The 19,274-nt window shown below is 43.2% G+C and carries 23 protein-coding genes; 10 read left to right on the forward strand and 13 right to left on the reverse strand.

What is annotated here, in order from left to right:
* Positions 1–96: 96 nt before the first annotated feature.
* From LRL21_RS27225 to LRL21_RS27270, 10 genes are all read right to left on the reverse strand, one after another.
* Positions 97–1,905 (reverse strand): EAL domain-containing protein, encoded by a 1,809-nt coding sequence (locus LRL21_RS27225; RefSeq protein WP_240418928.1) that lies wholly within the window; start codon positions 1,903–1,905, stop codon positions 97–99.
* An 84-nt stretch (positions 1,906–1,989) separates the two neighbouring features.
* Complete coding sequence (locus LRL21_RS27230) at positions 1,990–2,112, reverse strand: cyclic lactone autoinducer peptide (RefSeq protein ID WP_240418929.1); 123 nt, start codon at positions 2,110–2,112, stop codon at positions 1,990–1,992.
* Complete coding sequence (locus tag LRL21_RS27235) at positions 2,102–2,668, reverse strand: accessory gene regulator B family protein (protein WP_240418930.1); 567 nt, start codon at positions 2,666–2,668, stop codon at positions 2,102–2,104. The genes LRL21_RS27230 and LRL21_RS27235 overlap by 11 nt, the downstream gene beginning before the upstream one ends.
* Complete coding sequence (locus LRL21_RS27240; protein ID WP_240418931.1) at positions 2,665–3,336, reverse strand: hypothetical protein; 672 nt, start codon at positions 3,334–3,336, stop codon at positions 2,665–2,667. The genes LRL21_RS27235 and LRL21_RS27240 overlap by 4 nt, the downstream gene beginning before the upstream one ends.
* 156 nt (positions 3,337–3,492) lie before the next feature.
* Positions 3,493–4,080, reverse strand: a complete 588-nt coding sequence (locus tag LRL21_RS27245) for a CPBP family intramembrane glutamic endopeptidase (protein WP_240418932.1) — start codon at positions 4,078–4,080, stop codon at positions 3,493–3,495.
* A gap of 59 nt (positions 4,081–4,139) precedes the next feature.
* Positions 4,140–4,799: a hypothetical protein gene (locus tag LRL21_RS27250; RefSeq protein WP_240418933.1), complete on the reverse strand. Its 660-nt coding sequence runs from the start codon at positions 4,797–4,799 to the stop codon at positions 4,140–4,142.
* A 63-nt stretch (positions 4,800–4,862) separates the two neighbouring features.
* Positions 4,863–5,519, reverse strand: a complete 657-nt coding sequence (locus tag LRL21_RS27255; protein WP_240418934.1) for a hypothetical protein — start codon at positions 5,517–5,519, stop codon at positions 4,863–4,865.
* A gap of 71 nt (positions 5,520–5,590) precedes the next feature.
* On the reverse strand, positions 5,591–6,250 hold the full coding sequence (locus tag LRL21_RS27260) for a hypothetical protein (RefSeq protein ID WP_240418935.1): 660 nt from the start codon (positions 6,248–6,250) through the stop codon (positions 5,591–5,593).
* 40 nt (positions 6,251–6,290) lie between these two features.
* Positions 6,291–6,602: a hypothetical protein gene (locus tag LRL21_RS27265; protein ID WP_240418936.1), complete on the reverse strand. Its 312-nt coding sequence runs from the start codon at positions 6,600–6,602 to the stop codon at positions 6,291–6,293.
* A 5-nt stretch (positions 6,603–6,607) separates the two neighbouring features.
* Positions 6,608–7,276 (reverse strand): helix-turn-helix domain-containing protein, encoded by a 669-nt coding sequence (locus LRL21_RS27270; protein WP_240418937.1) that lies wholly within the window; start codon positions 7,274–7,276, stop codon positions 6,608–6,610.
* A 191-nt stretch (positions 7,277–7,467) separates the two neighbouring features.
* Here LRL21_RS27270 and LRL21_RS27275 point away from each other — a divergent pair, with 191 nt between their 5' ends.
* The gene (locus tag LRL21_RS27275; protein ID WP_240418938.1) at positions 7,468–7,905 is read left to right on the forward strand and encodes a hypothetical protein; all 438 of its coding nucleotides are present in this window, start codon (positions 7,468–7,470) and stop codon (positions 7,903–7,905) included.
* A 35-nt stretch (positions 7,906–7,940) separates the two neighbouring features.
* Here the strand turns inward: LRL21_RS27275 and LRL21_RS27280 are convergent, their stop codons facing one another.
* Positions 7,941–8,801, reverse strand: a complete 861-nt coding sequence (locus LRL21_RS27280) for an AraC family transcriptional regulator (protein WP_240418939.1) — start codon at positions 8,799–8,801, stop codon at positions 7,941–7,943.
* A 76-nt stretch (positions 8,802–8,877) separates the two neighbouring features.
* On the opposite strand from LRL21_RS27280, the gene LRL21_RS27285 reads away from it, so the two are divergent.
* The 7 genes from LRL21_RS27285 (at position 8,878) to LRL21_RS27315 (ending at position 15,615) form a co-directional block, all read left to right on the forward strand.
* Positions 8,878–9,309 (forward strand): disulfide oxidoreductase, encoded by a 432-nt coding sequence (locus tag LRL21_RS27285; protein ID WP_076229098.1) that lies wholly within the window; start codon positions 8,878–8,880, stop codon positions 9,307–9,309.
* A 121-nt stretch (positions 9,310–9,430) separates the two neighbouring features.
* Positions 9,431–10,729 (forward strand): alpha-glucosidase/alpha-galactosidase, encoded by a 1,299-nt coding sequence (gene melA, locus LRL21_RS27290; protein WP_240418940.1) that lies wholly within the window; start codon positions 9,431–9,433, stop codon positions 10,727–10,729.
* Positions 10,730–11,380: 651 nt separating this feature from the next.
* Positions 11,381–12,505, forward strand: a complete 1,125-nt coding sequence (locus tag LRL21_RS27295; RefSeq protein WP_240418941.1) for a polysaccharide deacetylase family protein — start codon at positions 11,381–11,383, stop codon at positions 12,503–12,505.
* A gap of 103 nt (positions 12,506–12,608) precedes the next feature.
* Positions 12,609–13,418, forward strand: coding sequence for a glutamate racemase (racE, locus tag LRL21_RS27300; protein WP_240418942.1), 810 nt, complete (start codon positions 12,609–12,611; stop codon positions 13,416–13,418).
* A 59-nt stretch (positions 13,419–13,477) separates the two neighbouring features.
* Positions 13,478–14,359: a M14 family metallopeptidase gene (locus tag LRL21_RS27305; RefSeq protein WP_240418943.1), complete on the forward strand. Its 882-nt coding sequence runs from the start codon at positions 13,478–13,480 to the stop codon at positions 14,357–14,359.
* A 105-nt stretch (positions 14,360–14,464) separates the two neighbouring features.
* Complete coding sequence (locus LRL21_RS27310) at positions 14,465–14,701, forward strand: hypothetical protein (RefSeq protein WP_240418944.1); 237 nt, start codon at positions 14,465–14,467, stop codon at positions 14,699–14,701.
* A gap of 74 nt (positions 14,702–14,775) precedes the next feature.
* Positions 14,776–15,615 carry an MBL fold metallo-hydrolase gene (locus LRL21_RS27315; protein ID WP_240418945.1) on the forward strand — a complete coding sequence of 280 codons (840 nt, stop codon included), beginning with the start codon at positions 14,776–14,778 and terminating at the stop codon, positions 15,613–15,615.
* 59 nt (positions 15,616–15,674) lie between these two features.
* Here the strand turns inward: LRL21_RS27315 and ytvI are convergent, their stop codons facing one another.
* Entirely contained in the window at positions 15,675–16,754 is a 1,080-nt protein-coding gene (ytvI, locus tag LRL21_RS27320) for a sporulation integral membrane protein YtvI (RefSeq protein ID WP_240418946.1), read from the reverse strand.
* Between the two features lie 31 nt (positions 16,755–16,785).
* Positions 16,786–17,157, reverse strand: coding sequence for a winged helix-turn-helix transcriptional regulator (locus tag LRL21_RS27325; protein ID WP_240418947.1), 372 nt, complete (start codon positions 17,155–17,157; stop codon positions 16,786–16,788).
* A gap of 174 nt (positions 17,158–17,331) precedes the next feature.
* Between LRL21_RS27325 and LRL21_RS27330 the strand changes: the two genes are divergently transcribed.
* Both LRL21_RS27330 and LRL21_RS27335 read left to right on the forward strand, forming a co-directional pair.
* A complete protein-coding gene (locus LRL21_RS27330) occupies positions 17,332–18,204 on the forward strand; it encodes an NAD-dependent epimerase/dehydratase family protein (protein WP_240418948.1) in 873 nt (290 codons plus the stop codon).
* Positions 18,205–18,308: 104 nt separating this feature from the next.
* A complete protein-coding gene (locus tag LRL21_RS27335) occupies positions 18,309–19,235 on the forward strand; it encodes an MsnO8 family LLM class oxidoreductase (protein ID WP_240418981.1) in 927 nt (308 codons plus the stop codon).
* Positions 19,236–19,274: the final 39 nt, after the last annotated feature.

Raw genomic sequence — 19,274 nt, forward strand, 5'->3', positions numbered from 1 at the left:
ATTCCTTTCTCTATTTCTATACTAGGATTGCTACTTAGTAGACGAAAAAAAATAGAAAAAAGTTTCAGTACAAGACCGCACACTTTTTTCTATGATTCAGACGATCGACAGCTGTTTATTTTCTCTAAGCAGAATTTCAAATTCATCAGCCGAAATCGGTTTACTAAAGACATAACCTTGAATTTCATCACAGCCTCGCATAATGAGAAAATCGAGCTGTTCCTTCGTTTCCACACCTTCTGCAAGGGACTTGATTTTTAATTGCTGAGCCATAGCGATAAGTGCCGTGACAATAGCGGCATTTTCTTCATCAAAGGTCACATCACGGATAAATGATTGATCGATTTTAAGTGTATGTACCCGAAATCGCTTCAGATAGCTGAATGATGAGTAGCCTGTGCCAAAATCATCGATAGAAATAAAGACACCCATGGATCGCAGCTTCTGCATCGTTTCGATAATATAAGGCACGTTCGTCATGGCGACGTTTTCTGTAATTTCCAGGCAGAGCAATGATGGATCGAGACCTGTTTCCTCCAGAGTGTCCTCAATGATTTGCACAAACTGAGGCTGATGGAATTGTATAGCTGAAATGTTCACAGAAACACGGAGCGGGTGGTTACCGAGCGATTGCCACTTTTTATTTTGCAAACAAGCTTGCCGGAGCACCCAGTTGCCTATCGGAATAATCAGGCCGGTTTCCTCAGCCAGTGGTATAAATTCAGCCGGAGAGACCATTCCCCATTCCGGATGAAACCAGCGGATGAGTGCCTCCATACCGAATATTTCGCCATGACTCAAATCGACAAAGGGCTGGTAATATACGTGGAATTCGTTACGCTCCAGTGCTTTTCGCAAATTAATTTCCAGACTCAATCTGTGCATAGAGCGCTTGTTCATTTCCGGATGATAGTAATGGTATGAATTCCCACCTTTCTCTTTGGAACGATACATCGCAATATCCGCATTTTTCAATAAGGTTTCTGCATCGGTACCGTCGTTCGGATAAAGACTGATTCCTATGCTGGCTGTTACAAACAGTTCCTGTTCTTCAAAAATAAATGGTTCCTTAAGCAGCTCCGGGATTCCTTTGGCAAATTGAGTAGCTTCATCGATGCTGGCAATATTAGATAATAATACAATGAACTCATCACCACCGAAGCGTGCTACAAGATCCTTCGCTAATACATAATCTTTAAGCTTTATGGATAATGCATGCAGGAGCAGGTCGCCGACATGGTGCCCAAGTGTATCGTTGATCACTTTGAAACGGTCCAGATCGAAGAAAATAATAGCCATCTTTCCGTTGTTTCGTTCTGCCTCGGTGAAGCTTCTTTTGAGTCGCTGATCAAAATGCAATCGGTTAGGTAAGTTGGTGAGTGCATCATGGTAAGCCATATGGACAATTTTTTCTTCTGCACGTTTGCGTTCAGTTACCGCACGTATTGTTGCATAAGAACGAAGCAGTTGACCATCCTGAGTCTCGCTGATGATTTTTTCAAACAATTGATCATGTTTCTGAGGATTGTGTTCAGCAGAGCTCGGATCCGATGTACAGATGAGCTGAATCACATTCTCTACATGTTCGCGGTGAATACGGGCCGCCGAAGCAACTTTGTACTTTTTGCGGTCCTGCTTGTTGAGATAGACGATGCCTTTCTTATTATCGTATTCCGCCACGTGATTCATATTGACGATGTTGGCATTATCCAATAATCGAAAGCCATCCTCAAACAACCATTCTTCCAAATTGTCGAATGAGAAGTCAAGGTAATACTGATGTTCTTGAGTATGAATCATAATTTCACGATCACGAATTTTGTCGATTTTGACAACTTCGCTAGAATCAATAATCAGTATTTCTGACCCTCTCTTGCCATCTCGCGTGACGGGAATTTTCTGCATAAAGACTCAGCTCCATAAGAGAAGGATTAGATAGCGCAATAGGGGCCGCGGCAAAGCGCAGCCCCTACATGTAACAATAACACATTATTTTTTCAAAAGCTCTTGTGGAGTTTCAGGACGGTTAATAGCCAATGAGTTTGTAGTAACAAATACAGCGGCTAATGCCATTAACACCGTATTTGCAATAATTGCTAATTTAGTTTTCATTTGGTGTACACCTCCTTCCAATAAAATCCCTTAATTTATAAGCAGGCTGAGTCGTCAATATTGCTTGTATAAAAAAAGCTGATGTTAACACTGTAGAGTGAAATATAAGATTGCTTAGAACAAATGTAATAGCAAGTAGTTTTAGAAGAGGGTAGAACTTGGCATCCAAGCTGCTAAAGAATTGTATATCGTTTGGCGCTGTTTTGTAAAAGATAAGTATTGATATCAAATCTATGAATAAATAAAAGTTATTAAAAGAAAATGCAGATAATCCTACGCATATAAAGATGAGAATAGACATGATGCAACAGGATAATGAAGAGGAAAGATGAAGACCGCCAGTAATAAAACGTATCGCTAAAAAAGTAGCAATCCCCATCAAACATGAATCTAAATGTCCAAAATATGTACAGATTAACAATGAGACGACAATAGCCGTTGTTGTATTTATAAGCAAACTTAATGCGTATTTCAAAGCAATCTCAGATCCAGCATTGGAGTTGTGCTTGCGGATAGATCTTGCAATAGATTCAGAATAATGGTCGATAATATTCATCTATTAGACAACCTTTCACGACGGTTCTTCCAAAGCTTTTGGTTATGTTTGTATGCCAGATATATTCCTGTTAAAAAAATGATTCCAAGAACAATAGGAATGGAGATATATACTACAGATACTTTAAAAGCTAAAACTTCTACCTGCACAGCAATGACAGCGACAACCAAAACACCGGAAAGATAGAAATTGTAACCCTTCAATGCATCATTGCTTGTCGTATGGAAGCCCAACTTGTATTTTTGCAGTGGATATATGAGAAGCATGAGTATAACTGTAACAATGAGTTCATAAATAGCGAATTGAAAAATAGAGGTTGTAAGCATTTGTTCAGAGAACATATTAAAATATGATCCAATGGATACAACGAAGCCTTCAATAGAGGAAATTGCTACTGCACCTATTACACAAAGCAGCAAAGAAAAAATCAATGGTAAATTAAATAGCAGTGTAATTAATATAATTTGCGTTATTATTACTGGTAAAAACGCAAATAGAGGTACGTCAATAACATCTCTGATAAAAACGGAAAGTAATGCCATAATGAAAGCAATAAAAAAAACTTTGTACAGAGAATAACGAAAATAAATTCTGAATAAGGAAAGGCAAAGCAATACCAAAGCTGAAAACTCAATAGTAGTAAAAATGATCTTCGATAACACCAACATACTAACACCTCTATCACTATTTTGATATTCATGATTGTAATGGTACAAGAGAGATTTAGCGTAATAGGAAACATTTCTCAATAATTAAGTTTAGTTTAATATACTCTTGCTAACTTAACAAGTAGAATTTTGTCGAATAAAACGGTTTCATCAGACTCAACCTTTCAAAGTTCTTACTAATATTGATATATAATTTAAAGCACTATGAATAAGCATTGCAGTGACAATGGTGCCGCTCTTTTTATAAATGTAACAAAGTATCAAGCCTGTAATAAAATAGGCGGATATATTTGATAAACTAAAATGTCCAATAGCAAAAATTGAAGAAGAAACAATTGAGCCTACCCAAAAAAGATTTTTATTATTAAAGTATCCGAAAATGATTTTCCTATAGACAATTTCCTCGACGATAGGAGCGACAACAACCACATAAAAGGGCATGACCAAATAATTTTGTATAAGATCATCCGTTATAATTTGGGAGTTTCCTATAATTATAGCGTTAGCTGCATGTGCAAAAATACAATATTTAAGACCATTAAAAGCTGAAGTATACATTTCCTTATTTCGACATAGTGTGTTCAGATCTGTACTTTGGATTTCTTTTCTTAAGAGGATAAGAAAGGCGATGCAGCTGCCAAGAGGAAGAATGGAGACCGTATATTTGTTGAGAAAGAAGACAACGGGGCCTGGACCGACAAATATGAAAAAGATGGCAAGTATTATTATATATTCTTTTTTCAATCCAATGCTCCTTATGTAGGTAAGTAGGGAAATCAGAATTAAAGTCGAGACATCAGAAGTTAATCCATTAATTCACTTTTATAACTGTAATGCAGTACAAAAGCAAGCAAGGTTACAACTGCAATCGCAATAACAAAAAACATTTCATTCCAGAAAAAAATAGAAAGACTAACCAGACTTAAACATATGATGCCTGTCATTGCGCTGAAATGAAGCTTGCTAAGCACTTCTGCTGTTTTAGGTTTTTGTATAGCATACCTTGAAGAAATAAAGGTAAATCCCCACCTAAACTTCACCATAATATAAGCTAACAGAATATTAAAAGCAGCTACCCAGGCACCTTGGACAACATATTCATTTTGAGTTACTGTTAAAAACTCAGTGAAATCAAATTGAACTATGATAGCGTTATAACTGAACTCTATAAACAAACCGTAACCAAAAGTAATACCGATCATGAGAATACTTTGCAGAAATCGCACCTTAAAAAATATCAGTAGGCACAACAAAAAAAACAGCGGTTGGATTATAGTGATTAAATAAACTATTTTCCAGCTTTGTAATAAGGCTCCTACATTCACCATAACGAAAGTTCCTGCTGCAATCGGGATTAAATAAGAACGTAAACGCATTCGGAAAATAACAAGAGAAAGAATAAACAATGAAGGCCAAACCAGAAAATGGATCATATATTCGGGTATGTGGTCAGTAGTAAACATATAACTCCCCCATTTAAAGTTGCTGATTTTTTTACTAATAATATGTTCTAAATAATTAGAAGACTAGTCATGAAACTCTCTCTTATAACTGTAATGAAGAACAAAAGCAAGAATTGTAGACGTAGATGTAAAGATGAACAAAAACATGTCTTTCCACAAATACACAGATAAACTGATCATGCTAAACGAAGCAAGGAAAATTAAAACACTTAAGTAAAGCTTGTTTTGTATGATCATGGCACTTGAATGAATTTTACTGTTTCTAGTTGATATAAAGGTAAATCCCCACCTACTTCGTATAATCAAGTAGGTTGTCATGTAATTGATAAACGACACCCAAAACCCTTGCATGATATATTCATCTTGCAGAATATCCAAAAAATATTGGTAGTTGAATTGAGCTACGATCATATTGTAAGCAAACTCTGCAATTAAAGAGTAAACAAATACCAAACCGATCATCATAATGCTGTGGAAAAATTTGAAACGAAACACAATCATCAGGCAAAATAAAAAAGCTAACGGCTGAATGATTGTTAGTAGGAAAAGTATTTCCGAAGACTGCAGCAAAGCGGCAACAGGCGTCATAATGCAAGTGCTAACAATAATTGGAATTACATATTGTGTTAACTGCACACGAAACAATGCGAGGGCCAGTACAAAAAAGGAAGGCCAAACCAGAAAATAAATCAAATATCCCAGCATTTGTTCAATAGCCAATTTTCGGTTCCTCCATCTGAATAATATTTGGTTTCATTTTGTTAGTAAGAATGAAGTACCGAGCTTCTGGACTAATCCAGGAGTTCTCTCTTATAGCTGAAATGTAAAACAATGGCGAGTATTATAGAAGTAATAGAAAGCACGACTACAAGCAGTTCGCTCCATAAATAAAGGCTTAAACCAATCATGCTTAAAGGAAAAGTGATTACCATCGCACTTACATATAGCTTATTTTGAATATTCAATGTCCCAGAACGGACTTTACTGATTCGTGGGGAAATAAAAGTAAACCCCCATCTAGCTTTTATTAGGATATAGATGGTCAAATAATTGATAATGGACATGAAAGTAGCCTGCATAAAATATTCATCTTTGGATATTTGTAGAAACTTTTCATAATCGATTTGAGCTACGACCACATTGTAGCTGACTTCTAAGAATATGTTGTAGATGTATACTAGACCAAGCATAATGATGCTGTGAAAAAACTTGAAACGAAATACGATCATCAGGCACAATAAAAAAACCAATGGTTGAATAATGGTTATTAAATAAATCAATTTTGAAGCTTGCAGCAAGGCTGCACTAGGAGCCAAAATACAAGTTGACACAACAATAGGCATCACATATTGCTGTAACCGCATACGAAACAAAGCCAGGGCTAACATAAAAAAGGTAGGCCAGCCCAGAAAATGGACAAGGTACTCCAGAACTTGTTCAATAGCAAACATATCGATTCCTCCGACCTATTATTTTGTGCCTCGCAGCTATCTATTCCATAGCTTCCCTATGGCAAGCCTCCCTGATCACGACAAACCTCAAAACAATAACCATTACTTGTAGCAGCATGGCGATATGGGTATCGAAATAAAAGAGTGCAAAGCTGGATAGCATCAGGATGACAAGTGTAAAGAAATAGGTCGGCATCATCCGCTTGTTTTTTCGTGCTGTCTGGCTGAGGCAAAATACAAGAAAAGTTTCAAGGCTGAAATTGATTAAATAAATAGGAGGTAGCACTGATATAGCAGTATGGAAGCTGTAATAATTTGCGCCCAATAGGACCGCAGCCAACTCAACAATCATTACGTTTAGCTTTTGCTACGGACAGGAGAGATCGATGCTTCTTTGCCGCTTGTTTTGCCGAATGAGAATTCAAGGCTGGCCTGATTGTTGTTGGCTACATGCCGTACAATAAGCTCGTGGTATTTGCGTTGACGGGTAGCTGATATCGTGACACAAACCCCTTCACCTGAGGCATCAAAATATAAGAAACCGCTGCGTTCGTCGTATTTGCGGATGTTATGAAAATTCACATAGAGATCAGAATCAATCTTTTTGAATCCACTCTCTTCTAAGGTATCCAGGAAATCGCTGAAGTCTCTTAATGAATCAATGCTTTTCTTTAATCGGGTCTGCTGATCCGCATATATAATATCTCTCATACCAATTTCGATGTAGTACACTTGGCTAAGATCCACCTCAATATCAGGGGTAGCCGCGTCAGGCATTAAGTCGTGCGCTTCGAGATGCCCGGCTTTAATCATCAGTTCCTTATAGGGGTAGCCGTATGCGTTGGAGAGTTTTTGTAACGTATCGGGGGATGGCGTTATTTTTTCATTGGTGGAACGGTTTTTTTCTAATTCCAAGTCACGTATATACGCATGCGAAAGTCCGCTTTTTTTGGCTGCCTCTCTAAGGGAGATGGAACCTCGCAGACTTTCAAGAAATTTGCCAAAATTAGGGATAGCTTGTCCCATTAAAATCACCTCTTAATCGTTATTGTAAGGGAGCTTGTGTAGAAATGAAATAGGTTGATACGAAAATGTCGGAAGTTATTTTTATTTTCTCACATACTGCCAGTAAATTAAAGTAAACCTTGACGTAATGTAGTATAAATACTACATTTATCACAGGGGGAGCCATACATGAATCGGGAGGGGGATACATATTGAAAGACAAAAGCATGAAGCGTTGGAGCACCTACGAGCCCTTTTTTATTGAGTTTAACGGATACAAGATTGCTGATATTGTCGTTACCAGTCATGCCCTGTCCCGATGGTCGGAACGAGTGGATAGCGACCAAGGTAATATCGACTACATATGCACCTTCTTATGGGAGGTATTGAAAAACAATCGGATTCAGCCCTATTACGATAATGAAAAAGAAGTGTATTTAATCGATGATGATTTGGCCGTGGTATCCGAATTTATGGTGATTAAGGATGAAACGGATATCACGGGCAAACCTTTGCATAAAATGATTGTTGTTACCTTTTTGGGACATTTGTCCAAAGATATTCAGCTTCGCGATTTGAAAGCGTATTATTCCTGGCTGCGGCATTCACGACGAATGACACTGGTGAAGCATGGCAGGAAGCGCAAATGAACTTACAGGGTTTTACTATGTCGTAATGCCGTTGGTTATTCATTGCAATCATAAGGGTTGGTGGTTTGGTCCTGCCGGTATTCAGACGGTGAGCGGCCAAACCACTTTTTAAATTGCTTGGAAAAGTACAGTGCATCCCCGAAGCCGACGGATGAAGCGACCTGCTCCACAGTCAATGTGTCCTGCAGCAGCAGTCGTGCACGCTCCATCCGTATTTTCAGCAGGAAATTCATGGGGGACATTCCGGTGTGCTGTTTGAACATTTTCGATAAGTGAGTGCGGTGATACCCAAGGCTTTGCGCCATTTGTTCGATGGAAATTGGTTGATTGTGCTGGAGAGTCAGCCAACGGATCGCCTGTTCAATTTGCTGCTGAATCCCCGACGCCTCTTCCTTCGGAACATTGGTCTCATGATGGGATTGAGCGTATTCGGCAAGGATGAGCCGAAGATAGCCTTGGGATTGCAAATCACTATTGGGAAGTCGCCCCTGCAGCTGGTGATCCAATTGATGAAATAAAGCATTCAGCTTCCGATGCTGCTTTGTCATATTCACAGGTCGGTGCTGTGAAAGACCCAGCATGTGCAAATATTCATCAGCCCGATTGCCCTTGAAGCCTACCCAACGATAGCTCCACGGGTTCAATTCATCCGACTCATAGCTGACCAATTCCCCGGGAAATATAAAAAAGCTGCCACCGCGTTCCAGATGATAGTCCTGCCCCATACAGCGAAAGGTTCCTTCACCCGATACCACATAGTGCACCAAGTAGTAGTCAAGCACCTGTGGACCTACCTTATGCAGCGGATTCGTCTGCGCATGCCCGCTAAAAAGCACGGATAATTCCCCTTTACTGGGATGCGGATTGAATGAGACGTGATGATGATGTGAACTCATGTGGAACACCTCGATTGATTTTGATATGATGAAGTGTACATACCTATATTAGAAGGAAAACAAGGAGCGCTGAACCATGGGTTGGAATCGGTTTATTAAAGAAAATGGACTACATATGTCTTGGATTGTTGCTGTAATGGCTATGTTTGGAAGCTTGTATTTTTCAGAGGTTCTGAACTACCTGCCCTGCAAGCTGTGCTGGTATCAACGAATATTGATGTACCCATTGGCGATTATACTTGGGATTGCTGCCGTTCGCAAGGATACGAAGCAGTTTATCTATGTACTTCCTTTGAGTATATGGGGAATGGGGATTTCGCTGTATCATATCTTGATGCAAAAGACTTCCTGGTTCAAGGAAGCAGCGACTACGTGTGGGCCTGTTCCGTGTGATGTTGACTATATCAACTGGCTTGGTTTTATTACAATTCCTGTGCTGGCTTTTATGGCTTTTACATTAATTACAATTATTCAACTTGCTCTATGGTCTGCAGTTCGTAAAGGGTAACGACAAACGTACTACATTTATCCATGTGAAAATGGTTTGTCTCCATATGCATTCCCGGTTTCTTGACGTATAGTTCTAGTTAAGGTTATGAACTTATTCAATGAACTGGGAGGCTGTTACGATGTCCAAAATTACATTTTTAGGTGCAGGTAGTACCGTATTTGCCAAAAACGTGTTGGGTGACTGTATGATGACACCTGCTTTGCAAGGCTTCGAATTGGCTTTATTCGATATTGATGCCGAGCGTCTGAAGGATTCCGAGAACATGCTCAATAATTTGAAGCAATCGATCGGAAGCACATGCAACGTGAAAGCGTATTCGGACCGCAAGGAAGCGCTGCGCGGAGCCAAATATGTAGTTAATGCAATCCAGGTTGGCGGTTACGATCCTTGCACAATTACAGATTTTGAAATTCCGAAGAAATACGGTCTGCGTCAGACGATTGCAGACACGCTTGGAATAGGCGGGATTTTCCGTAATCTGCGGACATTGCCCGTGATGCTGGATTTTGCCAAGGACATTCAGGAGGTTTGCCCGGATGTCTGGTTCTTGAACTATACGAACCCGATGGCTGTTCTGACGAACGGGATGAATACGTATGGCGGAGTTAAAACCGTAGGTTTGTGTCACAGTGTTCAGGCGTGCATGCCGCACTTGTTCAAGACGCTTGAGATCGATACGGAGGGCGTACAAACCAAGATCGCCGGAATCAACCATATGGCCTGGCTTTTGGAAGTGACCAAGGACGGTAAGGATCTGTATCCGGAAATTAAACGCCGTGCCAAAGAAAAACAAAAAGAGCAGCATACGGATATGGTGCGTTATGAGCTGATGTTCCGTTTTGGCTATTATGTAACTGAATCCTCCGAGCATAATGCCGAATACCATCCCTATTTTATTAAGAAAAATTATCCGGAGCTGATCGAACGCTTCAATATTCCACTCGATGAGTATCCACGTCGTTGTATCCGTCAAATCGAAAAATGGAAAACGATGCGCGAAGAGCTCGTTAACAACAAAAATCTGGAGCATAATCGTTCCAAGGAATACGCTTCTTTTATGCTGGAGGCCATGGAAACCAACAATCCGTTCAAAATTGGCGGTAATGTGATGAACACGGGCTTAATCACGAATTTACCTCGTGAGGCTTGCGTTGAGGTGCCTTGTCTGGTCGATTCAAGCGGGGTAACTCCGACTTATGTAGGTGATCTGCCTCCACAGCTGGCTGCCTTGAACCGTACGAACATCAACACTCAATTGTTGACCTTGGAAGCGGCGATTACCGGTAAAAAAGAGCATATTTATCATGCGGCTATGCTGGACCCGCATACAGCTGCCGAGCTGTCGATGGACGATATCGTAGCGATGTGTGACGATCTGATTGAAGCGCATGGTAACTGGCTGCCGAAATTCGTGTGAAAATAGTGTGAAGTGCGGTGAATAAGGGGCGCTGCGCGGCCGTAGTGTCTTACGATCGCTGTTGTTTCCGTATTTTTTGATTAGAATAAGTGATTTAGCGGTGAAAATCCGGAAACAAAGGCGAACGCTACGCTTCTCCAGAACACTACGGTCGCTCCGCTGTTATTCACCGCACTTCGGGTGAGGGAAGTAGGAAGAGAAAAGATTAACAACGAAAAGGACCTTCCGAGAGAAATATCGGAAGGTCCTTTTGGCATTAAAGGGCATGACAAAAGAGCGAAAAACTACTTGCTATCGCAGAAAAATAAAAGCAGCTATCAGCACAATCACGAGGCAGACGATCAAAATAATCAGCTTGCTTTTTTGAGGCTTAGCCGTGCTGTCCTTGACTAAAGCATTTCCTTCAGTACGACTGGAGAACGTTCCGCAATACTTGCATGGAAGGTGTTCCTCAACGATCTTCTCATTACATTTTGAACAATATAGCGCCTCCATTTGCATCACTCGCAATCTGAATGGATTTTGTCAAATGACATTAGTTCTCTATATGTATGAGCCGCATTTGATTAAATAAATACTAAGAACGGAACAATGGAACGGGGACATATACCGAATTTCGATGGAACGTGTGCCTATGTAATGTTATGATGAATGAAAGCGAATAACCTACGAATGGAGCGAACCTACATGATGAAGAAACGAAGCCGCGCAGGCGCTGCAGCTTTGACGGTAATCCTGTGCGGAACCTTGCTTGCAGCTTGCACTGGGACAAGCGGTTCGAAGGAGTCGGCGCAGCAGCAAGCCGAAACTGGCAAGCCAACACCTTCCGGGGCTGATGCGATTAAAGATACGAAGCCTGCGCCTGCCCCGGAGACGGTACATGCTCCCGTGGAGCCGTCACCTGTACAGCCACCGGTGGAATCACCAGCTGCACCAGCTGAGGCACCTGCGCAGCCGCCGCTCAAGCAGCCGAGTAATCCGGCAGCTGCCATTGTGGGCAATGGGGCAGATAGCGGGTATGGAGCCTCCGGCAGCAGCACTGTAGCTGCAAATACATATAAACCACGTCAGCCCATCACAAATGACCGTAAGGATTATTCATGGTACTATATGAAGCAGCCGAAGGGTAAGGTCCCGAATTTTCCTAATGAAATCAATCAGTACACGGATAACATGAAGGCTTTGTGGGTCGGAACCGGTAAGAAAGTATACTTAACGATTGATACAGGCGGTCCGATGGGCGATACAGAGCTCTTGATCAAATCGCTGAAGGATAATAATGCCAAAGCCAACTTTTTTATTGCTGGTTACAATGTCAAAAAAGATCCTGATTTCGTCCGTAGACTGGTCGAGGATGGACATCTGGTTGCCAACCACACGATGACGCATACGGATATGAATTTACAGACGGACGAGCAGGTCAAGAAGGAAATTCATGATTATGAAAAGCTGTATAAAGAAGTGACGGGCCAAGATATCCAGCCGTACTTCCGTTTTCCTTACGGTCGCTATAATATGCATTTGTTAAGCATGGTGTCGGATATGGGCTATACCTCGGTATTCTGGTCCACGGCAATGAAAGACTGGGTTCCGCGTGCTAATGGAGCTGATGATCCATATAATGATATTATGGGGAATCTCCATGATGGCAATATTGTGTTGATTCATCAAGGCTCCCCGGAAAATATTGAAGCGTTGGATCGGATTATTAAAGGGATACGTAAAGCTGGCTACGAGCTTGCCTTATTGACCGATATTCAGCCTCCAGCTAGATAATAGCAGCGGACAGGGTTATCCTTGCGGTACGTTTTGGCTTCCAGCAACATACTTTATTTAGAGGTATGCGGTATATATTCATATACAAAGGAAGCGAATATTTGTGCAGCAAGCGATAGCCATACTGGATTCCGGAGTGGGTGGGCTTACCGTAGCCAGAGAAGTGATGCGTCAGCTCCCCAAAGAGCGAATCTGCTATTTTGGCGATACTGCCCGCACACCTTATGGACCCAGATCTTCAGCGGAAGTTATTCAATTTACACATCAGATTGTCGATTATCTTATGCACTTTAATCCGAAAATGGTCGTCATCGCATGCAATACAGCGACAGCCGTAGCATTGGACGAAATCCGTTCCCGCCTATCGATTCCCGTAGTGGGCGTTATTCATCCCGGTGCCCGCGCTGCAATCAAAAACACGAAAAGCGGTAAGATCGGCGTTATTGGAACCGAAGGCACAATTAAAAGCAAAGCCTATGAGCTGGCTCTGCGCCAATTATCACCGCATATTCAGGTGTCGAGCCAAGCCTGTCCCTTGTTTGTACCTTTGGTAGAAAAGGGCTTGTTCGAGACTAAGCAGACGGCAGCTGTAGTGAAAAGCTCTTTGCAGCAGCTGAGTGCTGTACCGATGGATTGTCTGATCCTGGGCTGTACGCATTATCCTTTTTTGATCAAACCAATCTCGGAAGCGATGGGGCCTCAAGTGGCATTAATCAGCTCCGCAGATGAAACAGCAAGGGAGATCAGCGCGATTTTGTACCATAAAGGGATGCTGGCGGCCACGGGTGAAATGCCCGTGCACCAATTTTTTTGCAGTGGAGATCCATGGATGTTCAAAAAAATAGCACAAACTTGGTTGAATGATCAAATTGGGGTTATGCCCGTTATTTGGCGATCTCCAACAATTCTATGAGACAGCGATTCGGAAGCCATAAGCTTTCGGATCGTTTCTTAATGAGAGGGTGCATATGGATGAACGAATTTGGTAAAGGTCTTGGATATGCCGGGATGGTTATGGACATTCAACAGCTGAAAGAGCACTACCCTTTTCTGGAGGTCGGATCGATTGGCCGCAGTGTCGAGGACAGGGACATTCCGGTACTAAGAATCGGCAGCGGTAACAGGCACATTCATTTTAACGGGGCTTTTCATGCAAACGAATGGATCACCACATCGCTGCTCATTCGTTTTGTTCGTGAATATGCGGAAGCTTATGCGCAGAGGGGTTCACTGCAGGGAGCTGATGCCAGGCAGATGTTTGATCAAACCTCTTTATGGGTTGTGCCGATGGTTAATCCGGATGGTGTGGAGCTGGTCTTGACCAAACCGGAGAATCAGCAGCGGCACGAATTGTTGGAATGGAACGGCGGGTCCACCGATTTCTCAGGCTGGAAGGCTAATGTTCGCGGTGTTGATTTGAATGACCAGTTTCCTGCTAACTGGGAGCTGGAACGGGCGCGTAGGCAAGTAGAACATCCGGCATCACGGGACTATAGCGGGAGCTCTCCCTTATCGGAGCCGGAAGCGAGAGCTATCGAGGCTTTTACACGGGAGCGGGACTTTGCCATGGTTATAGCCTTTCATACGCAAGGTGAGGAAATTTACTGGAATTATAATGATTATGAGCCTGTTGAATCCGAGGCTCTCGCGGAGCGTTTTGCTGAGGTAAGCGGCTATAGGGCAGTGAAGCTGATGGGTAGTGACGCGGGATACAAGGATTGGTTCATTCAGGAATTTCGTAGGCCGGGCTTCACGGTAGAAACGGGGCTTGGAAGCAATCCGCTGCCTTACTCGCAACTGGACGATATGTACAGGAAAGCTTCAAAAATTATGGTAGAGGCACTCAAATTGTGATTCCTGCAACCCCGGATCGGCTGCTGCGTATATGAAGCATACAGGCGGGCAAGCCTACAGAAGTTGAAGCCAGCAGCCTGACTCATACTAAAGGGGGACAATTCCATGTGGAAACGTTTGCTATCATTTCGAAATTGGGGCCATGTATTTCAGCGAATTCTGCCGCTCTTATTTTCCAGTAAAGTACCGCTGAGAGAAAAGCTGCTCTTTGTCATACCAGCTGTCGTATACTGGATTGCCCCTGACCTGCTTCCTTTTATGCCAATTGATGATATTGCAGTTTCCTTGCTGCTGATGAACTTTTTTACGGATCGTGTCGAACGCAAGTACGCTGTGAAGTAGCATGTAGTATAATGGAATAACCTAGTGGCGCGTTAGCGCCTCAGTGATTCACAGCCAATAGGAGGATTCAAGCTATGAATGAGAAAATCGTCATCCGCAAAACAGGCAAACAATTATTAGAGCAAATGGATGCAACTGTGGTTCCACAGGATGGTATCGGGATATGGCAGCTAGGGCAGGAAAGCCTGGTTGTCAAACAATCGGGATTGATCATCTACTTTGATCCGTATCTGTCAGCCTCACCCGCGCGATCCTTCGCACCTCCAATCCTGCCAGAGGAGATATACAACGCGGATTATGTCATCATTACACATCATCATTCGGACCATTTGGATCCCTTTACCTTAAAAGATCTTGCGATTCGCTCCCCGCAGGCGGTATTTATTTGTCCAGCACCTCATATCGAGCGAATGGTGGACGCGGGTATCGCCCGTGATCGGATTATACCGGCACAGGCGGGCATCAAGTTCGAGCTGGCTTCCGGTATCGCCGTTACACCTGTTGCTTGCAAGCACGAGCAGTACATAACCGACGCAGAAGGCAATCATTTCTTCTTGGGGTATGTGATTGATTTCAATGGTCTTGTATTTTATCATGCAGGGGATGCGCTTGCGGATCAGGAGCTGGAGGATGCACTGAAGCCACATCAGATCGAAATCGCTTGTATGCCAATTAACGGTCATGACTGGCGGCGTCTGCGCAATCATATTTACGGTAATATGACGTTCCGTGAAGCGGCAGATATGGCGGCTGAGATCGGAGCGGAGATGATCATTCCGATGCATTATGATATGTTCGCTGGCAATACAGAAAACCCGGCATATTTTGTCGATTACTTGCTGCGTTATTACCCGATGCTAAAATTCAAGATGCTGGCCCCGGGCGAGCGGATGCTGTATTTGACAGAGCGGTAAAGAATTGGATATACGAAGAGCCCGGTGATTAATGCTCACTGGGCTCTTTATTTATTTGTTTACTCCCCCTCAGGCCAGCGGATCCAACGCTGCAGATATCCCTGCTCGTACAAAGCTTTGATGGTGATGATGAGGATCGGAGAAAGTATCAGGCCGGATATGCCAAACAAGGATAGAGAAATGATCATGAAGGACAGCATCGTAAAAGCAGAAACGCCAAGCGAGTCTCCTGTGATTTTGGGCTCCATAATTTGTCTGACCATGATGACGACACCTAGTATAATGCATAACCAGATCGCAAGCGTTGTCTGTCCGACAATGAACAAATAAATGATCCACGGAATAAACAGGGTAGACACACCTAGCAGCGGCAGCACATCAAATACGGCCGAAAGCAGGGCAATCGAAAAGGCGTTGTCCACTCCAAGCAGCAGCAGCGAAATAAAAATAACGATAAACGTTAAGCCGATGAGCTTGCTCTGAGCCTTCAGGTAGCCGACGATTCCGAGCAGTACGTTTTCACGCAAAAAGGTAAACGCGGCTTTGAAGGTTTTCGGTGTTTTATCACGGGCCATTCTTTTCCAGGTTTCAATCTCTATGCTTAAAAAGTAAGCCAATATTATCGCAATCACGAAATTAACGACAAAGGTGGAGAAGCTGGTCAGCATCGAAAACGTACTGGTGAGTAATTGTCCGGCCAGCTGAGAAGCTTTATCTGCAATTTCTGTCGAGTACTGCGTTATTTTATGTATCACATCATCCGGCAGTGCGTCCATCCTGTTGCGCAGAAATTCTGTTTTCAGGATCAGCTGCTTTTGCATAATGGCTGAATATTCGGGCAAACTGGCTTTGAGGCTCAGTATTTGACTCGTAAAAATAACTCCGACACCGGCGATGACACCGAGAATGACGAGAATAAACAATCCCGTTGAAATGGCGGAGGCAATACTCTTGCTTAAACCACGTCTATGTAAAAAGCGAGCCAAAGGCTCAATGATCAGGTAAATAATAAAAGCGAGAAAAATCGGTGCAGCAATCTGATACAAATAACTGAACAACAGCATGAACAAATAAATAGTTAGCAGCAGCAAAGCAATATCAAAAACGGTTTTCCAATATTTTTGGTAAAACGCTATCATCCGGTCACCTCGTCATGCAGGGGAATAGGGTTTAGGTCCATTTGGCGGACCAAAGCTTCATTTCTTTCAAAATCTGGTGGAGATCATGGCCCTTTGGTGTCAAGGTGTATTCAACAGTGACAGGTACAGTCGGATAAGCGGTTCTTTCCAATACGCCTTGCTCTTCCAGATGACGCAAGGTTTCGGTGAGCGATTTGGGGCTGACGCCGTTGATTTTCTTTTGCAGTACACCAAAACGTTTCGTTCCGCCGAATAATTCACGCAGCACAAGAAAAGACCATTTTCCACCAATGGCATCCAAGGTTCTTTCAATGGAGCAATCAATGTACACAGGTTGTTTGGGGATATAATTGCTTCCAGCTTCAGTGAGTTTATTATTGGTTTCATTTTCTAAGAGAGACATATGTACCATCCTTCCTGTTATTAAGGGATTACCTCAAGGTTACTAGGTATATTTCCTGTAATAATATGAATAAAAATTCACTACTTCCCATTTTAAAGAACTATGGATAAAATAGCAATAGCAGTCAGGTTCCTAAGGAACCGAATCTGTAAACTATCAAAGGAGTGTCACGTTGTGAGCAAAAAAACGATTATTATTACCGGAGGCAGCGGCAAGGCTGGTGTATGGCTGGTAAAGCATTTTATAGAGCAGGGCTATGAGGTTATCAATCTGGACTGGAAGCTTCCTGAAGAGCCTTTGTGCCGTACGATAATAATAGATTTGAATGATTTGGGTCAGGTTCATAATGCACTGGCGCCATTCAGTGGCACGAACCGCAGTCAAGTCGAAGGTATTGTCCATTTTGCAGCTATTCCACAGGCTTATACGCATACGAATGATGTTTGTTTCCGCAACAACGTCATGAATACATATAATGTGCTGGAAGCAGCAGCGAACTTCGGTATTCAAAAGGTTGTGCTTGCCTCAAGCGAGTCTTCTTACGGTATGGTATTTGCCAGTGAATATTTTGCGCCGCAATATTTACCTGTCGATGAAGCGCATCCACAGCTTCCTGAAGACAGCTACGGCTTGTCCAAGGTTGTGAATGAGGTAACAGCCGAAGCTTTCCATCGCCGTACAGGGATGCAGGTAATTTCGTTTCGTTTGGGCAATATTCTTATTCCTGAAAGCTATGCGACGATTCAGGCCAAATTCGCGGATACAGAAGGCAGAAAACGGATTTTGTGGTCGTATATTGATGCCCGCGATGTCGCCAGTGCTTGTCGCCTTGCGATAGAAAAAGACGGACTTGGCGTGCAAGCGCTTATCCTGGCTGCTGACGATACCTCTTCGGATCGGGATACACAGGAGCTGGTAGCTACACATTTGGCACAGGTGACGGATATTCGTGTTCCTTTGGAGGGGCGTGTAAGCTTGCTGTCCAATGCCAAAATCAAGCAGGTGCTCGGCTGGGAGCAGCAGATTTATTTTATGGATCAATTGTAAAACCGTTTGCAAGTTAACCAGTGAACACAATCAGATGAAGGGTCTTCCCAATAGGGGTGGCCCTTTTGCTGATCTGATCAAATACGAAAGGAGAAGTGGGTGAAATCAAGCTGAGTGTGTTGGATCTTGTTCCAGTAATTGGGGAGGTCAGTGCTTCCTTTGCGCTGCAGCAGGCGCTGCAGCTGGCTCAAACCGCTGAACGCTTGGGCTACCATCGCTATTGGGTGGCTGAGCATCACGATATGGTCGGCTTGGCCTGTACATCCCCCGAGGTGCTGCTTGCTCATATTGGCGCGTTGACGAAGCGAATTCGGCTTGGTTCCGGTGCGCTGCTGCTGCCGCATTACAAGCCGATTAAGGTGGCAGAGAGCTTTCATCTGCTGGCAGCCCTGTACCCCGAACGGATCGATCTGGGGATTGGACGGGCACCCGGGGGTTCTGCCCATGTGACCATGGCTCTAAGCGGCAATTTTTTGGACAATCTTAGACAGCTGCCTGACTCGCTGCAAGCCTTAATGGAGCTGCTGACCCACACCTATCGGCAAGACGGTGAACCTGTATGGGCACGACCGATTCCAACAGAAGCTCCTGAGGTATGGATGCTCGGTACGAACCATAAGAGTGCCGCTTACGCAGCACAATATGGTACGGGATATGTATTCGGGCAGTTTATGAGCGACAATGATGGGGTTGAGATGCTCTCCGTCTATCGTCAGCAATATGTGCCTTCCGCTCTTTCTTCGAGACCACGTGACATTGTTGCCATAGGTGTAATCTGTGCAGAGACCGAAGAACAGGCCGGACAGCTCGCCCTTCAGGCAGCCAAAGCGTTCGACCAGGCCGGGCAGCGTGAGGAAGTGAATGCTGCTTCCAAGCGTAAGCTATTGGTTGGCACGCCGCAGCAGATCATAATCGAGCTGGACCAGCTTGCACAAGTATACGGTGTGGACGAGTTTCTGGTTGTTACCCCTATACCTGACTATCAACATCGGCTGCGTTCTTTTGAGCTGCTGGCCGAAGCTGTACTATAGATGAACAATCATTTTATGAATTGACGCTGTCAGACTCTC

Origin of the sequence: Paenibacillus periandrae (assembly GCF_022458865.1) — a bacterium.
GTDB lineage: Bacteria > Bacillota > Bacilli > Paenibacillales > NBRC-103111 > Paenibacillus_S > Paenibacillus_S periandrae.

Excerpts from the sequence above, each read along its gene's own strand:
- LRL21_RS27225 (WP_240418928.1), bottom strand. The coding sequence starts at position 1,905 with ATGCAGAAAATTCCCGTCACGCGAGATGGCAAGAGAGGGTCAGAAATA.
- LRL21_RS27230 (WP_240418929.1), bottom strand. The coding sequence starts at position 2,112 with ATGAAAACTAAATTAGCAATTATTGCAAATACGGTGTTAATGGCATTA.
- LRL21_RS27235 (WP_240418930.1), bottom strand. The coding sequence starts at position 2,668 with ATGAATATTATCGACCATTATTCTGAATCTATTGCAAGATCTATCCGC.
- LRL21_RS27240 (WP_240418931.1), bottom strand. The coding sequence starts at position 3,336 with ATGTTGGTGTTATCGAAGATCATTTTTACTACTATTGAGTTTTCAGCT.
- LRL21_RS27250 (WP_240418933.1), bottom strand. The coding sequence starts at position 4,799 with ATGTTTACTACTGACCACATACCCGAATATATGATCCATTTTCTGGTT.
- LRL21_RS27260 (WP_240418935.1), bottom strand. The coding sequence starts at position 6,250 with ATGTTTGCTATTGAACAAGTTCTGGAGTACCTTGTCCATTTTCTGGGC.
- LRL21_RS27265 (WP_240418936.1), bottom strand. The coding sequence starts at position 6,602 with ATGATTGTTGAGTTGGCTGCGGTCCTATTGGGCGCAAATTATTACAGC.
- LRL21_RS27270 (WP_240418937.1), bottom strand. The coding sequence starts at position 7,276 with ATGGGACAAGCTATCCCTAATTTTGGCAAATTTCTTGAAAGTCTGCGA.
- LRL21_RS27280 (WP_240418939.1), bottom strand. The coding sequence starts at position 8,801 with ATGAGTTCACATCATCATCACGTCTCATTCAATCCGCATCCCAGTAAA.
- LRL21_RS27285 (WP_076229098.1), top strand. The coding sequence starts at position 8,878 with ATGGGTTGGAATCGGTTTATTAAAGAAAATGGACTACATATGTCTTGG.
- melA (WP_240418940.1), top strand. The coding sequence starts at position 9,431 with ATGTCCAAAATTACATTTTTAGGTGCAGGTAGTACCGTATTTGCCAAA.
- LRL21_RS27295 (WP_240418941.1), top strand. The coding sequence starts at position 11,381 with ATGAAAGCGAATAACCTACGAATGGAGCGAACCTACATGATGAAGAAA.
- LRL21_RS27305 (WP_240418943.1), top strand. The coding sequence starts at position 13,478 with ATGAACGAATTTGGTAAAGGTCTTGGATATGCCGGGATGGTTATGGAC.
- LRL21_RS27310 (WP_240418944.1), top strand. The coding sequence starts at position 14,465 with ATGTGGAAACGTTTGCTATCATTTCGAAATTGGGGCCATGTATTTCAG.
- LRL21_RS27315 (WP_240418945.1), top strand. The coding sequence starts at position 14,776 with ATGAATGAGAAAATCGTCATCCGCAAAACAGGCAAACAATTATTAGAG.
- ytvI (WP_240418946.1), bottom strand. The coding sequence starts at position 16,754 with ATGATAGCGTTTTACCAAAAATATTGGAAAACCGTTTTTGATATTGCT.
- LRL21_RS27325 (WP_240418947.1), bottom strand. The coding sequence starts at position 17,157 with ATGTCTCTCTTAGAAAATGAAACCAATAATAAACTCACTGAAGCTGGA.